The sequence below is a fragment of the Stenotrophomonas sp. PS02298 genome (genome assembly GCF_029959445.1).
GTDB lineage: Bacteria > Pseudomonadota > Gammaproteobacteria > Xanthomonadales > Xanthomonadaceae > Stenotrophomonas.
The window spans coordinates 1-17,957 of record NZ_JASCOR010000086.1 but is presented as its reverse complement, the minus strand read 5'-3'; the positions used below and the strand labels follow the sequence as shown (position 1 = coordinate 17,957).

Annotated in this window: 13 protein-coding genes; 5 read left to right on the top strand and 8 right to left on the bottom strand. The window is 65.1% G+C overall.

Translation table 11 applies throughout. From position 1 onward, the window contains the following. Positions 1–366: 366 nt before the first annotated feature. Complete coding sequence (rmuC, locus tag QMX78_RS13340) at positions 367–1,905, bottom strand: DNA recombination protein RmuC (RefSeq protein ID WP_282270309.1); 1,539 nt, start codon at positions 1,903–1,905, stop codon at positions 367–369. Positions 1,906–2,025: 120 nt separating this feature from the next. Between rmuC and QMX78_RS13335 the strand changes: the two genes are divergently transcribed. From QMX78_RS13335 to QMX78_RS13325, 3 genes are all read left to right on the top strand, one after another. Continuing rightward, on the top strand, positions 2,026–2,571 hold the full coding sequence (locus QMX78_RS13335; RefSeq protein WP_282270307.1) for a nucleoside 2-deoxyribosyltransferase domain-containing protein: 546 nt from the start codon (positions 2,026–2,028) through the stop codon (positions 2,569–2,571). 18 nt (positions 2,572–2,589) lie between these two features. Beyond that, entirely contained in the window at positions 2,590–3,216 is a 627-nt protein-coding gene (leuE, locus tag QMX78_RS13330; RefSeq protein ID WP_282270305.1) for a leucine efflux protein LeuE, read from the top strand. Between the two features lie 226 nt (positions 3,217–3,442). Next, positions 3,443–4,879 carry an amino acid permease gene (locus QMX78_RS13325; protein WP_282270303.1) on the top strand — a complete coding sequence of 479 codons (1,437 nt, stop codon included), beginning with the start codon at positions 3,443–3,445 and terminating at the stop codon, positions 4,877–4,879. A 335-nt stretch (positions 4,880–5,214) separates the two neighbouring features. Here QMX78_RS13325 and QMX78_RS13320 read toward each other — a convergent pair whose 3' ends face one another. Together QMX78_RS13320 and QMX78_RS13315 are read right to left on the bottom strand one after the other, a co-directional pair. After that, entirely contained in the window at positions 5,215–6,456 is a 1,242-nt protein-coding gene (locus QMX78_RS13320; RefSeq protein WP_282270301.1) for a dipeptidase, read from the bottom strand. Positions 6,457–6,770: 314 nt separating this feature from the next. Next, positions 6,771–7,940 (bottom strand): class I SAM-dependent rRNA methyltransferase, encoded by a 1,170-nt coding sequence (locus QMX78_RS13315; RefSeq protein ID WP_282270299.1) that lies wholly within the window; start codon positions 7,938–7,940, stop codon positions 6,771–6,773. Positions 7,941–8,224: 284 nt separating this feature from the next. Between QMX78_RS13315 and QMX78_RS13310 the strand changes: the two genes are divergently transcribed. Then, entirely contained in the window at positions 8,225–9,184 is a 960-nt protein-coding gene (locus QMX78_RS13310; protein ID WP_282270311.1) for a TerC family protein, read from the top strand. Between the two features lie 96 nt (positions 9,185–9,280). Then, entirely contained in the window at positions 9,281–10,069 is a 789-nt protein-coding gene (locus QMX78_RS13305) for a rhomboid family intramembrane serine protease (protein ID WP_282270297.1), read from the top strand. 252 nt (positions 10,070–10,321) lie between these two features. Here QMX78_RS13305 and QMX78_RS13300 read toward each other — a convergent pair whose 3' ends face one another. The 5 genes from QMX78_RS13300 to QMX78_RS13280 all read right to left on the bottom strand — a co-directional run bounded on the left by QMX78_RS13300 (position 10,322) and on the right by QMX78_RS13280 (position 17,796). Then, complete coding sequence (locus QMX78_RS13300) at positions 10,322–11,356, bottom strand: glycerophosphodiester phosphodiesterase (protein ID WP_282270295.1); 1,035 nt, start codon at positions 11,354–11,356, stop codon at positions 10,322–10,324. Positions 11,357–11,484: 128 nt separating this feature from the next. Next, positions 11,485–13,101 carry an ATP-binding cassette domain-containing protein gene (locus QMX78_RS13295; RefSeq protein WP_282270293.1) on the bottom strand — a complete coding sequence of 539 codons (1,617 nt, stop codon included), beginning with the start codon at positions 13,099–13,101 and terminating at the stop codon, positions 11,485–11,487. 213 nt (positions 13,102–13,314) lie between these two features. Beyond that, positions 13,315–13,701, bottom strand: a complete 387-nt coding sequence (locus QMX78_RS13290; RefSeq protein WP_282270291.1) for a VOC family protein — start codon at positions 13,699–13,701, stop codon at positions 13,315–13,317. Between the two features lie 60 nt (positions 13,702–13,761). Continuing rightward, positions 13,762–15,111, bottom strand: coding sequence for a tRNA uridine-5-carboxymethylaminomethyl(34) synthesis GTPase MnmE (gene mnmE, locus QMX78_RS13285; RefSeq protein WP_282270289.1), 1,350 nt, complete (start codon positions 15,109–15,111; stop codon positions 13,762–13,764). A 3-nt stretch (positions 15,112–15,114) separates the two neighbouring features. Beyond that, positions 15,115–17,796 carry a polysaccharide deacetylase family protein gene (locus tag QMX78_RS13280; protein ID WP_282270287.1) on the bottom strand — a complete coding sequence of 894 codons (2,682 nt, stop codon included), beginning with the start codon at positions 17,794–17,796 and terminating at the stop codon, positions 15,115–15,117. Between the last annotated feature and the right edge of the window lie 161 nt (positions 17,797–17,957).

Here is a 17,957-nt window from a genome sequence, read left to right as displayed (position 1 = left end):
GCCGCGCCATGCTCGGCTGGGGCGTTACCGCTGGAGCCTCTTACCGAGCATGGCTCGGCACTACCTCTTGGGATTGCTTGGAAGGCCCCTGCTGAGCATGGCTCGGCACTACATAGGTATTGCCGGCATTTTGTGGGAGCGGCGTGAGCCGCGAAGCCGGTGCTGCATCAGCCTGCGAAGAGCCAACCCCTCCCCAGCCCTCCCCTTGCCTGCGGCAAAGGGAGGGAGCAAAGGCGGTATTGCCGGCATTTTGTGGGAGCGGCGTGAGCCGCGAAGCCGGTGCTGCATCAGCCTGCGAAGAGCCAACCCCTCCCCAGCCCTCCCCTTGCCTGCGGCAAAGGGAGGGAGCTGAAGCTGGGCTCGGCACTACGCTGTCGGGCTTTCGTCTTCGACTTCGTCGGCGTCATCGTCTGTACCCAGCATTGCCTGCGAGGCATCGCTGGACAGTGACTCCACACCGCGCAGCTTGCGCTCGATGGTGCGGGTCTTGCGGCTGGCATCGCCCAGGCTCTTGCCGACGGTGTTGATCTGCTTCTCGGCCTTTTCGAGGATGCCGGCGAACTTGCCGAACTCGCTCTTGACCGCGCCCAGCAGGCTCCACACTTCCGAGGAGCGCTGCTCGATGGCCAGGGTACGGAAGCCCATCTGCAGGCTGTTCAACAGCGCGGTCACCGTGGTCGGGCCGGCGATCACCACGCGGTGCTCGCGCTGCAGGGCATCCACCAATCCGGCGCGGCGGATCACCTCGGCGTACAGGCCTTCGGTCGGCAGGAACATCACCGCGAAGTCGGTGCTGTGCGGCGGCACGATGTACTTCTCGCTGATCGACTTGGCCTGGATGCGGATCGCGCGCTCCAGCTGGTTGCCGCTGTTGCGCACCGCCTCCGCATCGCCGGCTTCCTGTGCGTCGAGCAGGCGTTCGTAGTCTTCGCGCGGGAACTTGGAATCGATCGGCAGCCATACCGGCGACTCGGCATCACCACGGCCGGGCAAGCGCACCGCGAAGTCGACCATCTCGCCGCTGTCGGCACGAAGCTTTACGCCGCGTGCGTACTGCTCGGCGGTGAGGGTCTGCTCGAGGATGTTGTCCAGCTGCACTTCGCCCCAGCCGCCGCGGTTCTTGACGTTGCTCAGCACCCGCTTGAGGTCGCCAACGCCGGTCGCCAGCTGCTGCATTTCGCCCAAGCCGCGCTGCACCTGCTCCAGTCGTTCGGAGACCAGCTTGAACGAGGAATCCAGGCGCGTATTGAGCGTGCTCTGCAGCTTCTCGTCGACGGTCTGGCGCATCAGTTCGAGCTTGGCGGCGTTGTCGCCTTGCAGGTCCTTCAAACGTGCTTCCAGGGTCTGGCGCATCTCGGTGATGCGCTGTTCGTTGCGCTGGGTCAGCTCGCCCAGCTTCTGGTTCAGCGTCTCACCAAAACGCAGCTGGACCTGCGCGCCTTCCTCGCGGCCCTTGCGGGTTTCCTCGACCAGGCTTTGCTGCAGGCCGGCCAGCTGGCGGGCGAAGGCTTCCATGCGCGCTTCCTGCTGCTGGCCAAACACGTCGAGCTGGCCGCGCACATCCTGCAGCCGCGTACCCAGCAACTGCGCAAGCAACTGTTGGGCGTTGGCGGTCTCCTCGCGGCCCTTGCGGGCGTCGTCGTTGAGGCTGTCGCGCAGCAGGTCCAGGCGCTGGTCGGTGCGCGTGGACAGGTCGGTGAGGTTGCGGCCGAAGCCATCAATGCGGATGTCCTGCTGCCGCGCCATGGTTTCCAGTTGTTCGCGCAGTTCGCCGCGGCCGCTGCGCTGCTCTTCGCGCAAGGTGCTTTCCAGCGCGGTGTTGTCATTACGACGCAGCAACAGCAGCAGCTGCAGCACGAGGACGACGACCAGCAGGCCGCCAAGGATCAGGGTTTCGGTTTGCATGGGGAGAAGTGTAGCCCTGCCCGTCTCAGAAGCTGATCCTGCAAGCAGCCGACCGCTGGCGAAAACAGCCATCGGCGCCTATCTGCGATCATGTGCACCCCCACCCGCCGTAGCCCCACCATGAAGTTGCCCTCCCTGCTGTTGTCGAGCCTGTTGTGCCTGCTGCCGCTGGCCGCCCTGGCCAGCGACTCGCAGACCATCACCTCGCCCCACGCCCTGCCCGCCAATGATGCGCGGCCCAAGGTGTTCCTGGCTGGCAGCATCGAAATGGGCAAGGCCGGTGATTGGCAACAGCAGGTGCAGGCCGCGCTGGCCGACCAGGGCGTGCTGATGCTCAATCCCCGCCGCGCCGACTGGAACCCGGCCTGGCGTGCCGAGGCTGATGAACCCGAGTTCCGCCGCCAGGTGGAGTGGGAGCTGGCCGCACTGGAACAGGCCGACATCGTGCTGATGTACTTCGCCCCCGGCACCCAGAGCCCGATCACCCTGCTCGAATTCGGCCTGTACGCGCGTTCGGGCAAGCTGCTGGTGGCGGCACCGGCCGGTTACTGGCGCAAGGGCAACCTGGACATCACCGGTGACCGCTACGGCGTGCCGCGTTTTGATGACCTGCAAGCGTTGATCGATGCGGTGAAGCAGCGCATCGCCACGCAGCGCGCGCGCTGATCCCCACGGAGAGCTGCCATGCCGTGGATGGGTATCAACGACCTGGGCACCTTCGTGGTGGCCGTGATCCTGTTCCTGATGTTGCCGGGCCCGGGCACCTTCACCCTGCTCACCGCCACCGCGCGCGGCGGCGTGCGTGCCGGTTACGCCACCCTGGCCGGGCTGATGCTGGGCGACCAGATCCTGATCGCCATCGCCGCCACCGGTGTGGCCGCGCTGCTGCAGGCCCATCCGATGCTGTTCGCCGCGCTGCGTTATGTAGGTGCCGCGTACCTGATCTGGGTCGGCATCAACCTGCTGCGTGAACCGGCAGCCGCCGCTGGCGAGGCTGCGCCGGTACAGCACGGGCGACGCTGGTTCCGTCAGGCTTTGCTGGTCGGCGTGCTGAATCCCAAGGCGATCCTGTTCTACATGGCCTTCTTCCCGCTGTTCATCGACCCGGTACGGCAGCGCGGTGCGCTGACCCTGGCGACGATGGCGGTGCTGATCGCCCTCCTCAGCATCGGCTGGTGCTCGGTGCTGATCTTCGGCGGCCAGTTCATCGCCCGTCGCCTGGCCGGCTATCCGCGTGTTGGCGTGTGGCTGCGGCGCGGGGTTGGCGTCTGCCTGGTGGTGTTCGGGCTGCGGCTTGGCATAGCCGAGTGACGCTGCTGCAAGGCCGCGGCTGACCGCCAGCAGGCCACCACAGCGGCGTAAGCTCGTTTGGCGGGGCCGCAGCCCGGCCTGGATCGATGGTTTTTATGCCGAATTCGGCACGTTGACATCCATTCGCGGTAAAAGCGCGCCAAATGACGGGTTTTTCTAGCTTTGCTGCACTGCGTTACGCCAAACTCGGCCGCTTCCCCGAACCACCACGAACCGTGAGGTCCGCATGCAATCCTGGCTCCGGCGCAAGCCCATCGACCAACTCACTGAACACGAAGAAGGCCGTCGGCTTATTCCAACGCTGAGCTGGCCCCATCTGGTCGCGCTTGGCATCGGCGCCATCGTCGGCACCGGCATCTACACGCTGATCGGCGTGGGTGCGGACAAGGCAGGCCCTGCGGTGCTGCTGTCCTTCATCATCGCCGGCGCGATCTGCGCCTGTGCGGCACTGGCCTATGCCGAGCTGTCGACGATGATGCCGGCCGCAGGCAGCGCCTATACCTACAGCTACAGCGCATTGGGCGAGACCATCGCCTGGGTGGTTGGCTGGAGCCTGATCCTGGAGTACTCGCTGGTGGTCAGCACGGTGGCGGTCGGCTGGTCCGGCTACTTCGTCGGCTTCCTGGAATGGCTGCACACCTCGTTCGGCTGGAACGTGGCCTTGCCGCAGGCCCTTGCTGCCGGTCCGCATGTTGAAGGCGGTTTCCTCAACGTGCCGGCCATCGTCATCACCTTCCTGGTCGCCGGCATGCTGATGGTCGGTACCAAGGAGAGCGCCACCCTCAATGCGGTGCTGGTGGTGTTCAAGCTGATCGCGCTGGCGGTGTTCGTCGCGGTTGCACTGCCTGCCTTCGACAGCGCCAACCTGCAGCCGTTCATGCCGTATGGCTTCCCCAAGTCGGTCAGTGCCGATGGCGTGGAACGTGGGGTGATGGCGGCGGCGGCGATCATCTTCTTCGCCTTCTATGGCTTCGATGCGATCTCCACCGCGGCCGAGGAAACCAAGAACCCCAAGCGCGACCTGTCGATCGGCATCATCGGTTCGATGGTCGGCTGCACCATCATCTACCTGCTGGTGGCGCTGGCCGCCGTCGGTGCGATGAGCTACACGGTATTTGGCAAGAGTGCCGAGCCGCTGGCGCTGATCATGCGCGAACTCGGCCATGGCACCGCTGCGCTGGTGATCGGCATCGTCGCCATCATCGCGCTGCCGACCGTGCTGCTGGCGTTCTTCTACGGTCAGAGCCGCATCTTCTTCGTGATGTCGCGTGACGGCCTGCTGCCGCGTGGCCTGTCCAAGGTCAACCAGCGCACCGGTACGCCGGTGGTCATCACCCTGTTCACCGCGGTACTGGTGGCTGCGCTGGCCGGTGTGGCGCGCCTGGATGAAATCGCCGCACTGGCCAATGCCGGCACCTTGGCGGCATTCACCGCGGTCGGCCTGTGCCTGCTGGTGCTGCGCAAGCGCGAGCCCAACCGTCCGCGTACCTTCCGCACACCGCTGGCGTGGGTGGTGGGGCCGCTGGCGATCGGCGGCTGCATCTACCTGTTCATCAGCCTGCCGATGCGTACCCAGTTGTGGTTCCTGGCGTGGAACGTGTTTGGCTTGCTGGTCTATGCCGTATACAGCCGCCGCAATGCGGTGCTGGGGCGCAGCAAGTAATCCACAGGTTGTTGTGGATAAGGCGAAAAGCGGGCTTCGGCCCGCTTTTTGTTTTTGGGGTTTGTTGGTTCTGCTCGAAGAGCACCCCTCCCCAGCCCTCCCCTGCGCTGCGCGCAAGGGAGGGGGCAAAGCGGCTCCCTCCCTTTGCCGCAGGCAAGGGGAGGGTTGGGGAGGGGTGCCTTTGTTTTAGGCCTTTAAAGCTTCAATGCTTCAAAGCTCTAAAGCCTCAAGGCTCAACTCCACCTGTGGACAACCCACTTATCCCCAACAACGTGTGGATAAAAACAAAGCGGGCCTGAGCCCGCTTCGTCATTCCACGCATCAACAGCGCGCGATCAAGACTTCTTCTGTGCCGCCGCGTAGTCCTGCGCCTGGCGCATCACCCGCAGCAAATTGCCGCTCCAGATGTTGCCGATCTGTGCATCAGTCAGACCACGGCGCTGCATCCAGGCGGTGATCTTGGGCAGGTCAGCCGCGTCTTCCATGCCGGTCACGCCGCCGCCGCCGTCCCAGTCCATGCCGATGCCGACGTGATCCGGGCCGACCACGTCGAGCATGTGGCCAAAGTGCTGGAAGAAATCATCCAGCGTGGCCTTGCGCCGCGGGTACTTCTGGTCGAGCTCGGCCATCGCCTTGCGCAGCTCCACGCCCTTGGCCATGGTCATGTTCTCCCAGCCGCCGAGGCGCTTTTCCAGTTCCTCTTCGGCCTGTTTACGCTCTGCGCTCTTGGTTTCATCGACCAGATAGCCGCCGTAGGCATTGGCCTGGATCACACCGCCCTTTGCGGCCAGCTGACGCAGGCGCGCGTCGTCCAGGTTGCGCGGGTGGTTGAACACCGCCTTGGCCGAGCTGTGCGAGAGGATGAAGGGCACCGGCATCATCTCGATCAGGTTGTCGAACACCGCATCCGAAGCGTGCGACTGGTCGATCACGATGCCCAGCTTCACCGCCTCGTTGACCAGCGCCTTGCCAGCCGGGCTCAGGCCATTCCATTCAGCGCCCTTGGGATCGGTGGCCGAATCGGCGAACTCGTTGTTGGCGAAGTGCACCGTCGACATCAGCCGCAGGCCGGCCTTGTAGTAGTAACTCAGCAAGGTCGGGTCGGCGACCAGCGGGCTGCCGTTCTCCATGCTGATGTAGACCACGCGCTTGCCGGCGGCCTTGATCCTTGCAGCATCGTCAGCCGTCAGCGCCAGCTGGAACTTGTCCGGGTTGGCGGCCAGCATCTCGTGGATTTCCTGCATGCGCTGCAGGCCGTGGTCGCGCTCGGCGATATGCGCGGCCGGGCTGCGGTCGCCCTGATCGGTATAGATGGCGAAGAAGCCGCCATCCAGCGCGCCCTCGACCATGCGCGGGTAGTCCACCTGCGACAGCGCGTTGTGGTCGTGGCGCTGCATGATGTTGAAGTCGGCGCGGCCGAAGTTGGCCGGCGTATCCAGATGCGAATCCAGGGTCAGCAGCTTGTGCTGCAAAGCGCTGGCCTTGCTCAGCTCAGCCTGGCTGAATTCCACCGCCGAGGCTGCCAGTGGAACGCATAACGACAGGGATACCAGCAGGGACAGGGGACGCAGCGTCATGAGGCCTCACCGTGAAGGGAAAGGCCAGACCTTAGCGCTGTAGTAGAGCTGCGGGCCAGTGACTGACGGCATGGAGGCCGTAGCTTTTAGCCCCTCTCCCGTACACGGGGGGAGAGGGGCAGCTTGCGAACCACTGGTTCGCCGCCCATCGAACGCCCTTGCGCCAGCGCAAGGGCCGGGGCGCGGAGCGGGGGTTGGGGTGAGGGCCGCTCTTCGCTGGGAAAGCCCCTGCCGAGCATGGCTCGGCACTACCTGTGCAGAGCCCTCCCTTTCGCGCAGCGAAGGGGAGGGTTGGGAGGGGTGCTGTTGCCTGCTCAGTCCAGCACGCGGCAGAACACCGCCTTGAGGTAACGCGATTCCTGCACGTGCGCCATGAACGGGTGGTCCGGGCCAGCGCCGGCTACCTTCAGGATCTGGATGGTGCGGCCCGAGAAATAAGCGGCACGGCGCAGCATGTCGAGGAACTGGTCCTCGGCCACCAGGCCGGTGCAGGAGAAGGTGGCAAACAGACCGCCGGGCTTGACCACGCCCAAGGCCAGCTTGTTCATGTCCAGGTACTTCTTCAACGCGGTAATGACCTGGTCGCGGTCGCGGGTCATCTTGGCCGGGTCCAGGATCACCACGTCGTACTGGTCACCACGGTTGGCCGCATCACGCAGCCACGGGAAGATGTCGGCCTGCACGAACTTGGGCTTGGCGTTGTTCAAACGCGCATTGCCCTTGGCGATCTGGATCACGTCCTGGTCGATATCCACGCCCAGCACCTCGGCCGCACCGCGTGCGGCGGCATACACCGCAAAGCCACCGGTGTTGCAGCACAGGTCGAGCACGGTCTTGCCTTCGACCTGCTGGCTCAGCCACTCACGGTTCTCGCGCTGGTCGGCGAAGAAACCGGTCTTGTGCGCGCCGGCCGGGTCGGCACGGAACTTGATGCCGTACTCGGTGATCACCGCCGGTTCGGTGGTGGTGTTGCCATGGAAGTCGAAGCTTTCCTGCTTCTGCACGTGCTCGTCGGCGAAGCTGTGGAAGCGGCAGCCCGGGAACAGGTCACGCAGCGCCTCGTAGATCCATTCGCGGTGGCGGAACATGCCGGCGGCGAAGAACTCGACCACCAGCAGGTCGTCATAGCGGTCCACCACCAGGCCGGACAGGCCGTCGCCTTCGCTGTGGACAACGCGCCAGGCATTGGAGGTGGCGTCCAGCTTCAGCACATCGCGGCGCAGCGCCACGGCCTGCGCCAGCTTCTGCGCGAACCAGGCCTGGTCCACCGCTACGTCCGGGTTGGTTTCCAGGATGCGCACGGCGATGCGCGAGTGGCCGTTGTAGAAGCCGCGGCCAATCCACTCGCCGTCCACGCCGACCACATCGACGATGGTGCCGGATTTGGGCTTGACGGTCGGCTTCTCGACCAGTTTCTGGAAAATCCACGGGTGGCTGGAGCGCCACGCGTTCTTCAGGCGTACGACGGGGAGTGGGGTATTCATGGGCGCTATTGTAGCCGGGCGCCGCCCCCTGCCTGCAGCGTATTCATTGACTGTAATAGGCCCACACGGCACTATTCGCCCCAGAAGGGGAGTAGCTCCCAGACGTTGTCGCCGTCAATTCGAGCCGCAAGGCTCCGGTGCAACGGCAGTTCCGACCACCGGGACTGTGAGCAAGACCTTCGCCGCAACGGCGAAGCTCTGTCCCCGGTCTCCTTATTCCGTGTCCAGTTCTTGGCCTTTGTGGTTCCGAGATATCCCCGTTCACGACCGGAATTTTTCCAATGATGCAGACAATCGGTAATCCTTGGCTGTGGGGCGGCTTCATCGTCGTCGTCATCGCCGCGCTGTTGATCGACCTGGTGCTGATGCGCCACGGTGGCCCGCACAAGGTCACCTTCAAGGAGGCCATTTACTGGTCGCTGGGCTGGGTGGCGCTGGCCTTGGCCTTCAATGCCGGCCTCTGGTACTACCTGCACGAGACCGCAGGCGCGGCCGTCGCCAATGAAGTGGGCCTGCAGTTCCTGACCGGCTACCTGATCGAGAAGGCGCTGGCGGTCGACAACATCTTCGTCTTCCTGCTGATCATGGGCTACTTCGCGGTGCCCGAGACCCAGCGCCAGCGCGTGCTGATCATCGGCATCCTGGGCGCGATCGTGCTGCGTACGATCATGATCTTCGCCGGTTCCGTGCTGGTTACCCAGTTCCATTGGCTGCTCTACGTGTTCGGCGCCTTCCTGCTCTACACCGGCTGGAAGATGTGGTTCGCCGCCAGCGAGGAACCCAGCCTGGACAACAACCCGGCGCTGAAGTTCATGCGCAAGCACCTGCGCATCACCCACGAGTACAACGGCAACAACCTGGTCACCGAAAAGGATGGCGTGCGCTGGTTCACCCCGATGTTCGTGGTGCTGATCCTGATCGCGGTCACCGACGTGATCTTCGCGGTGGACTCGATCCCGGCCATCTTCGCCATCACCACCGACCCGTTCATCGTGCTGACCTCGAACGTGTTCGCGGTGCTGGGCCTGCGCGCGATGTTCTTCCTGCTGGCCGGCATGGCAGACCGCTTCCACCTGTTGCCCTACGGCCTGGCCGTCATCCTGGCCTTCATCGGTACCAAGATGCTGCTGATCGACATCTTCAAGATCCCGGTCCCGGTATCGCTGGGTGTTGTGGCCGTGATCCTGGTGGCCACCGTGATCCTGAGCCTGAAGATCCCGCCGAAGGGCGGCCACAAGGCCTGATGTGAACGCCACCGGCGGGATTGTCCCGTCGGTGGCATGCCAGATCCCATGCGCGACGCCCTTGGCTTTGGCCAAAGGCGCCGCAATCCCTTGATCATGGACACGCCAACCCTGCCCGACACCGGCGACACGCCGGCCACCACCGCCCGCAACGATCGTAGCCGGGTGCTGCGCGCGTTCAACATCAGCCTGGGCTTCGTCCTGCTGCTGGTGGCGATGTTCGCCCTGCAGAGCAGCGGCTGGGATTGGCGGCCGTGGGCAGTAGCGCCGCTGGAAGCCAGCGGTCTGGCCGGCCTGCTTGGCGCGCCCCTGCTGCACGGCTCAATTGAACACCTGGGCGCCAATGCGGTCGCCCTGCTTATTCTCGGCACCCTGGCCGGCAGTGTTTATCCCAAAGCCACCCTGCGTGCCCTGCCCTTGCTGTGGATAGGTTCCGGCCTGGGCGCCTGGATGCTTGGCGATGCCGGCAGCCGCCACCTCGGTGCCAGTGGCCTGACCCACGGCCTGATGTTCCTGGTGTTCGTGCTCGGCCTGCTGCGCCGTGACCGGCCGGCGATTGCCGCCAGCCTGATCGGCTTCCTGTTCTACGGCAGTATGTTGATCACCATCCTGCCACACGAACCGGGCGTGTCCTGGCAGTCGCATATGGGCGGAGCCGCGGCTGGCGTGATCGCCGCGCTGCTGTTCCGCAACGTCGACCCGCGCGCTGCACGCAAGCGCTACAGCTGGGAAGACGAGGAAGACGCCGAGCAGCTGGCCGAAGCCGACAACGAACTCGAACCGCCCGCACCAGGCCAGGTGCCGGTGCTGTGGCAGCCGCGCGAAGGCCGTGACTATGAGGTAGTGGTACCGCTGCGGCGGCGGGATTCCAACGAGCGGCCGTAAGGCGCGTGCGGTTGTGCCGAGCCATGCTCGGCAGAGGCTCTACCAGCGAACCATCAACCTGCGGGAGCAGCACAAGCGACGAAGCTTGAAAGGCCTAAGAGCCAACCCCTCCCCAGCCCTCCCCTTGGCTGCGCCAAAGGGAGGGGGCGTTTCTTGGCGATCTGACAACCCGTAGCGCAGCCGCTTGTCTCCCTCCCTTTGCCATAGGCAAGGGGAGGGCTGGGGAGGGGTCGCTCTTCAGCTCTTCAGCGCTTAAGAACCACCATCCACCGCCCGTCGCCCCAGCGCTGGATCATCGGTGAAGAACGCATCGATGCCCGCCTGCAGATAGGCGCGGATCTCGGCCACCGAGGCATCCGGGTTGCGTGCATTCTCCTCGCCCTGGCGCAATGCCGGCGGCAGGAACGGGTTTTCCGGTCGGAAGCTGTAAGCCACTACCTGCAGGCCGGCCGCATGCGCGTCGCCGATCAAAGCAGTGGGCGCAGCCAACTTGCCCTGTGCATCCAGCGGCACCAGCGCGCGCCGTTCCACGCCGATCGCATCGGCATAGCTGGAGATATCACGCAGGCCTGCTGGCGTCATCATCTGCGCATACGTCAGGCTGTCGCCGGCCAGTGCTACGTCGGCCGGCTTTTCATCACCACTGCCCAGCAACTGCAGCAGACGGATATTGCTGTCCTTGCCGAGCTTGCCGCGGATCTGCCGCAGGTTGGCGGTCTCGAAGGACTGCAGCAGGATCGGCGCGACCTTGGTATAGCTGTTGCCCTGCAGGGTGCTCAACAGCTTGTCTTCCATCGGCAGGCCGATGCTCTGGAAATAACTGCCGTGTTTGATCTCCGGGGCCAGGCCGATGCCGCGGTTGGCGCGACCGGCCTGCTGCACCAGGAAGCTGATGATCTCGTCCAGGGTGGCAATGCGGAACTGGCCATCGAAGGCGGTGCCACGTATCTGCGGCAGGCGCTCGCGCGCGTACAGCGTCTTCAGCTCGGCGACGGTGAAGTCTTCGGTGAACCAGCCCTCGACCTGCTGCCCATCGATCAGCTTGCGGGTGCGACGGCTGGCGAACTCGGGATGGCTGGCGACATCGGTGGTCGAGCCGATCTCGTTCTCGTGCCGGGCCAGCATCACCCCGTCCTTGCTCATCACCAGGTCCGGCTCGATGTAATCGGCGCCGTCGCTGATGGCCTGTGCATAAGCGGCCAGGGTGTGCTCGGGCAGCAGCGCGCTGGCACCACGGTGCGCGTACACCGAAACCTGGGGATAAGTCTGCGCGGCTGAGCTGTCCATTGCCCAACAGCATGCCACGCCAACCCCCACCGCCATCAACCAGGCCCAGCTTCGCACCGTCACTACTCCAATTCGAAAACAAGGCGCGCAGCATGACGGCCGCATGTGACGTGCGGAAGAACATCGCCTCACTGATTGCGTTGCCACTCCCAGCCATCGGCGCTGGCATGCAGGCGCGCGCTGATGCCGATGGCCTGCAGCAGCGCCTCGTCATGCGAGACCAGCAACAGGCTGCCCTGGTATTGGCGCAGCAGATCTTCCAGAGCCGACAGCGCATCCAGGTCCAGGTGATTGCCGGGCTCGTCCAGCAACAGCAGCTGTGCCGGTGGATCGGCATACAGCGCGCAGGCCAGACCGGCCTTCAGGCGTTGCCCGCCACTGAGCTGGGCCGAGGGCAGCTGTACCTGGTCTGCATCCAGACCAAGCAGGGCCAATCGGCTGCGCAGCTCACCTTCGGCCATGCCCGGATTACGCAGGCGCAGGGCCTCCAGCACGCTGCTGTGCTCCGGCAGCAACTGCAGTTGCTGATCCAGCAGGGCCACTGGCACCTGCACGTTCACCTCACCAGCCAGCGCAGGCAGCTGCCCTGCCAACACCCCCAACAAGGTCGACTTGCCCAGACCGTTGCCGCCGGTGATGGCGACGCGTTCGCCACGGCGCAGGTTGAAGTCCAGCGCGCGCAACGCCGGTGCCACATGCGGCAGCTGCAGTCCGGTGGAACGCGCCACCCACTCCGGTCCGCTGGTTTGCACGTTTGGGACCAGCAACACCGGGGCGGCGGCTTCGCTGTCGGCCTGCGCCTCGCGCACCGCGTCGTGCAACTGCAGCTGCCGTTGATCCAACTGCGCGCGCGCCTTGCCCAGGCTGGCTTCGGCGCGTTGCCGCTGCAGGCCAAGCAGGATCGGTGCTTGATTGGCGTTGGCGGCCTCGCGGTTGCCGCGCGCGCTGCGTTGTTCCAGCCGCTGGCGTTGTTCGCGCAGTGCCTGCTCGCCCTTGCGGCGCTCGTGCCGACGTTGCTGCAGCAAAGCCTCGGCCGCTGCGCGTTCACCAGCGCGCGCCTGTGCATAAAACGCATGGTTGCCGCCGTAGCTGCGCAGCCCCTGCGCCGACAGTTCGACGATGCGCTCCACCTGTTGCAGCAACAGGCGATCGTGGCTGACCAGGATCAGGCCCTGTTTCCTCGCCTGCAGTTGCTCGGCCAACCAATGCCGGCCGGCGTGATCGAGATGATTGCTGGGTTCGTCGAGGATCAGCCACTCCACCGGCTGCAGCAATGCGCCAACCAAGGCGACGCGCATGCATTGGCCGCCACTGAGCTTATCCACAGGTGTATCGGCATCAACGCCGTGCAGGCCCGCATCAGCCAAGGCCTGCTGCAGGGTTTCACACAGGCTCCATTGCTCGCCAATCGCGTCGAAATCCGCTTGCAGCGTGCTTCCGGCTTCAATCCTGCGCAATGCATCCACACGCTTATCCACAGCTGCGAGCTCGGCTACGCGCTGTCCTGTTTGCGGCTGTACCTGTTGTGCAAGGTAGTAGGCCTCACCGATGCGACGGCAATGCCCGGCACTTGGTTGGCGCAGCCCGGCCAGTATCTGCGCGAGCACGGATTTGCCCACGCCGTTGCGCCCGACCAGACCGGTGGGGCGGTCATCGAACTGTGCGTTGAGGTTGGAGAACAGGCTGCGCCCATCGGGCGTGTGCCACGCGACGCCATCCAGCGTCACGGAAATTGAGTTTGTCATGCGGTTTTCCATCGATGCCCGAAGCACCCGGCCGCCAGCGGCAGCAGGGACTGGTTGGGACCGTCATCAAGACGGTGGCATCAATGGCGCATTGGACTGACTCCGTTGGCGGGGGAATCCCGTAACAGGGCCTAGCCTAACGGCGGCAAACAGAACTGTCAGTAACTGGCGGCGCGTAGTGGTCCGCGCCGCCACTGCCGGGAAAGGCGAGGCTCAGGCCTGTGCCGCACGGTGCGTGGCGCACAGCTTGTTGCCGGCCGGGTCACGCAGATACGCCAGGTAGAGCGGACCGAACGGGCTTTGTCGCGGCCCCGGCGGATCTTCCACGCTCACGCCACCGTTGCCCACACCCGCCGCATGCCAGGCCTCCACCACGTCAGGCGAAGCGCAACTGAAGCCGATGGTGGCGCCATTGGCATGGGTGGCCGGCTCGCCGTTGCGCGGATGGCCGACGATGAACAACGCGCCGGCGTGGAGATAGACCACATTGCCCTTGGGATCGACGAAGCCCGGCTTCGCGCCGAGCGTGGACAGCAGCGCGTCATAGAACGCCTTGGATGCCTCGATGTCATTTGCCCCCACCACGATGTGCGAAAACATCAACTACCTCCTGACTTTTGGGTTGTCTGGCCGCTGCCGGCCGGTGGCTCAACGCCGGCATCATTTACCGATGCAGAAGCTCGAGAAAATCCTGCCCAGCAGATCGTCGGCGGTCATCCGGCCGGTGATTTCGCCGAGTGCGTCATGCGCGAGGCGCAGTTCCTCGGCGGCCAGTTCCAACTGGTCATAGTGCAGTTGCCCATCGGCGGCATCGAGGTGTTCGCTGGCCAGGACCAGCGCTTCGACGTGGCGCAGGCGCGCGGAAAACTCGCCCTGCATGCCCTCGCCCGCACCGTGGCTGGCGATCTCGCGCAGCCGCGCGTGCAGCTGCTCCAGGCCCTGGCCGTTGGCAGCAGACAGGGCGATGCTGTCTTCGCTGAGGTCCTGCGGCCACTGCGGTAGCAGGTCGCTTTTGTTGTGGATCCACAGCTGACGTGCGGCCTGTGCGGCGGCGTCACCGATCGCTGCCCTGCCCGCCTCCGGGTCACGCGCGTCGAGCACGACGATGGCCAGGTCGGCGCGCTGCATCTCGGCGCGGGCGCGGCGCATGCCTTCGCGTTCGATGGCATCGCCACCTTCGCGCAGGCCGGCGGTATCGACCAGTTCCAGCTCCAGGCCGTCGATGCGGATGGTCTCGCGCAGGGTGTCGCGGGTGGTGCCAGCGATATCGGTGACGATGGCCCGCTCGCTGCCGGCCAATGCATTGAGCAGCGAGCTCTTGCCGGCATTCGGCGGGCCAATCAGTACCGCATGCAGGCCATCGCGCAGCTTGCGGCCGCGTTCGGCGTCGATACGCAGCTGCGCCAGCAAGGCCTTGGCCTGCTCGATACCGGCGCGCACCTGCGCGCCTCCGAGCGTGTCCAGCGGCTCATCAGCGAAGTCGATGGCGGCTTCAACATGGATGCGCAGCCGCACCAGTTGCTCGCCTACTCCTTCCACACGGCGTGAGAACACGCCATCGAGCGAGCGGCGGGCAGCACGCGCGGCGCGCACATCGCCAGCGGCGATCAGGTCGGCGATGGCTTCAGCCTGGGCCAGGTCGAGCTTGCCGTTGAGGAATGCGCGCTCGCTGAACTCACCGGCGCGGGCCTGGCGCGCGCCCAGTTCGATGCAGCGGGCCAGCAGCTGGCGCAACACGACCGGGCTGCCGTGGCCCTGCAGTTCCACTACGTCCTCGCCGGTAAAGCTGCGCGGACCGGGGAAGTACAGGGCGATGCCGTCGTCGATGACCTCGCCTGCGGCATCGCGGAACCTGGCGTAATGGGCGTGGCGCGGCTTGAGCTGTGGACAACCCAATGCAACCGCAATCCGCAGTGACTGCGGGCCGGAGACACGCAGCATCCCGACACCGCCGGCAGCGGCGCCGCTGGCGATGGCAACAATGGTCTGGCCTGTGGACACGTCGCTCATGGCTTACAGCTTCTGCAATTGTGCGCGGGCCTGGGTGGCACCGCTGCCTTGCGGCTGCAACTCCAGGTAGGTGCTGTAGGCCTGCTTGGCCTTCACCTTGTCGCCTGCATTGAAGTAGGCGTCGCCAAGATTCAGATAGGCCACGGCGCGCGAGGGATCGATCTTCAAGGTGTTCTCCAGCCAGCGCGCAGCTTCGGCATAGCGCTGCTGGCGGTAATAGACGAAGCCAAGGTTGTTGGCTGCCTGGGCGAAGTCCGGACGCAGCTTCAGTGCTTCGGTGAACTGCGCCACCGCTTCGTCATAGCGCTTTTCGCGGTACAGCTGCAGGCCGCGGTCATTCGCCTGCTGCGCGCGCTGGCGGTCCGAGGTCGGCACAGCGGCCGGCACCACCAGGGTGCTCTTGCCGCCCTGCAGATCGGCCACGGTCACCGGCGCTTCGGTCTTGCCTGAGGGCTTGGCGTCCTGCGCGGCATCGACACGACTGTTGAGGGCGATGGCGTCCGCCGAAAGCTGGCTGGTATCGGCATTGAGGAACTCCTGGCTGTCCGGCACCTGGAACACGAACTCGCCGCCCTGCGAACCGGGCAGGCTGCCGAACGCCGGGGTCTGCCGCGATACCGCCGACACCGCAGGCGCGACGTATGCGGCCAACTCGGTGCCGGTGATCAGGCCATCGCCGTTGAGGTCACCCTTGCCGGCCAAGGCCTGCAACAGCACCCAGGTGAATACCGAATGCCCGTTCGGGCCGCTGTCGGCCACCTGCTGGTCGGCGCCACCGGCAGTCAGCATCTGCCGCGCGCTGCGGCGCGCGTTCTCGCGCAGGAAGGACGACGAACTGCCGCCGCCGCGAGTCAGCCCAAGGCCGCTGTAACAGGCATCCATCACGAACAGCACGTGTTTGGCCTGCATGCTCTCGGCGATGTTCTGGATGTCGGTCATCGCGATGGCATCAGTGGCGAATTCGTTCGGGTCCGAGTCCACTGGAATGATGTAGCCGAGGTCACGGCCGGAGGCGAGCTGGCGGGTCGCACCATGACCGGCGAAGAACACGAACACGCGGTCGTTCTTGCCGGTGCGCTCATCGGCCAGGCGGTCGTGGAACGCAGCGAGGATGTTGTTGCGGGTGGCCTGCTGGTTCTTCAGCACGATCACCTGCGAGGACGGGAAGCCGAACTGGCCGGTCAGCGTATCGGCGATGGACTGCGCGTCGCGGCCGGCGTATTCGAGCTTGGGCCACTTGGCGTAGTCATCAATGCCAATGACGATGGCCCAGGATTTCTCGTAGCCGGTGGTGACCGTGGTGTCGGCGACCGCACCCTTGCGCGCACGGCTGACGCTGAAATCACGGCCATTCCAGCCGGCGAACTGGTAGCCATCGGCGATCAGCTTGTCGAGGATCTGCGGCAGCGCTTTCACCGCGCGGTCGTGGATGTCATGGAACAGGATGATGCCGCGCTGTTCCTTCTGCACCTGGTCGACCACGCGCTGCACGATGGACTCGGGCACCGGGTCGGCCCAGTCCATCGAGTCGATGTTCCACATGATGGATTTCAGGCCAGCTTCGTTGAGCAGCTGCAGGCCTTCGGCATTGCGCGCCCCATACGGAAAGCGGAACAACGGCGCGCGCTTGGCATCCACGCCCTTGAGCAAGGTATCGGTATCGAGCACCTGCTGGCGCAGCGCATCGCCAGTGGTGCGCGACAGCTGCGCGTGGGTCAGGCTGTGGTTGCCGACCGCATAGCCGTGCTCCATCAGGTTGCGGCTGATGCCAGCCATCGGCCCGAGCTTGACCTTGCCATCGGCCTCGACCGCACCGAGATTGCGGCCCACTTCAAAGAACACACCCGGCACGTCGTAGCGCTGCAGGATGGCGACAACCTCATCGGTGTACGCCTTGTGCGGGCCATCGTCGAAAGTAAGCACGACGGTCTTGGCCGGCAGGTCACGGCCGAAGATCTCGCGGTCGCTGTCCTGCATCGACATCGGGTAGGGCTCGATCACGCCAAAGTCGCGCAGGATGGCGTCGCGCTTGTACAGCGTGTTGAGGTGGGCGACATAGTCATCCCACTTCTCACGCTTGAGCTCGATGGCGCGGGTGCGCTCGAAGCGGCTGAAGATGCGGGTCAGTTCCTGGTTGTAGTTGCGTTCGATCTCGTCGAGCGCGTCCAGGTCTTCGCCGATGCGCTGGTGCAGCTTTACGGCTGGCAGCGAGGAATCCGCGCCCACGCGCTGATGCAGTTCGCGCAGTATTTCGCGGAAAGCCAGACGATCGGCGTCGTAGAGCTCGGGCGAGGATTCAATGTAGTCCAGCACCGTGCCCAGGGTAGCGAAGCGCTGCGGATTCGGGTCACGCAGCAAGGCGTCGAACTGCGCGGCAATGGCCTGACGCTGCTCCAGCCCGTCATGGAACAGCTGTTGGCCGATACGACTTGAAGTCTGGCGGTCGACTGGCGATTGCTGTGCCTCGTCGGCCAGCAACACGACGATGCGGCGATGCCCGTCCAACTGTTTCTGCAGTGCAGTCAACAGCGGTGCGGCCGCTGGATTGGCTGCGGCGGCAGCCTGCGCGCTGGCCTGGGTTGGCGTTGCGGTACCGGCCTCGTCCTTTTTGGAACAGCCGGCGACCGTCAACGCGGTAAGCAGCACGGCAGGCAAGGTCAGGCGGCGCGACAACGAACGGGGCATGGCAGGCTCGGGTGAAAGGGTGCAGCAGATGTGGTGATTCTAACGCCACAGGCGAAAAGCCAAGCTCGCGGCGCAGGCTGGCTGTTTGTGGGAGCGGCGTCAGCCGCGAAGCTGGTCTTGCTTGGACACTGGGAAGCTGTGCGATCTGATGGTGTATCAGC

Coding starts and splice junctions, on each gene's coding strand:
- rmuC (WP_282270309.1), bottom strand. CDS start 1,905: ATGCAAACCGAAACCCTGATCCTTGGCGGCCTGCTGGTCGTCGTCCTC.
- QMX78_RS13335 (WP_282270307.1), top strand. CDS start 2,026: ATGAAGTTGCCCTCCCTGCTGTTGTCGAGCCTGTTGTGCCTGCTGCCG.
- leuE (WP_282270305.1), top strand. CDS start 2,590: ATGCCGTGGATGGGTATCAACGACCTGGGCACCTTCGTGGTGGCCGTG.
- QMX78_RS13325 (WP_282270303.1), top strand. CDS start 3,443: ATGCAATCCTGGCTCCGGCGCAAGCCCATCGACCAACTCACTGAACAC.
- QMX78_RS13320 (WP_282270301.1), bottom strand. CDS start 6,456: ATGACGCTGCGTCCCCTGTCCCTGCTGGTATCCCTGTCGTTATGCGTT.
- QMX78_RS13315 (WP_282270299.1), bottom strand. CDS start 7,940: ATGAATACCCCACTCCCCGTCGTACGCCTGAAGAACGCGTGGCGCTCC.
- QMX78_RS13310 (WP_282270311.1), top strand. CDS start 8,225: ATGCAGACAATCGGTAATCCTTGGCTGTGGGGCGGCTTCATCGTCGTC.
- QMX78_RS13305 (WP_282270297.1), top strand. CDS start 9,281: ATGGACACGCCAACCCTGCCCGACACCGGCGACACGCCGGCCACCACC.
- QMX78_RS13300 (WP_282270295.1), bottom strand. CDS start 11,356: ATGGACAGCTCAGCCGCGCAGACTTATCCCCAGGTTTCGGTGTACGCG.
- QMX78_RS13295 (WP_282270293.1), bottom strand. CDS start 13,101: ATGACAAACTCAATTTCCGTGACGCTGGATGGCGTCGCGTGGCACACG.
- QMX78_RS13290 (WP_282270291.1), bottom strand. CDS start 13,701: ATGTTTTCGCACATCGTGGTGGGGGCAAATGACATCGAGGCATCCAAG.
- mnmE (WP_282270289.1), bottom strand. CDS start 15,111: ATGAGCGACGTGTCCACAGGCCAGACCATTGTTGCCATCGCCAGCGGC.
- QMX78_RS13280 (WP_282270287.1), bottom strand. CDS start 17,796: ATGCCCCGTTCGTTGTCGCGCCGCCTGACCTTGCCTGCCGTGCTGCTT.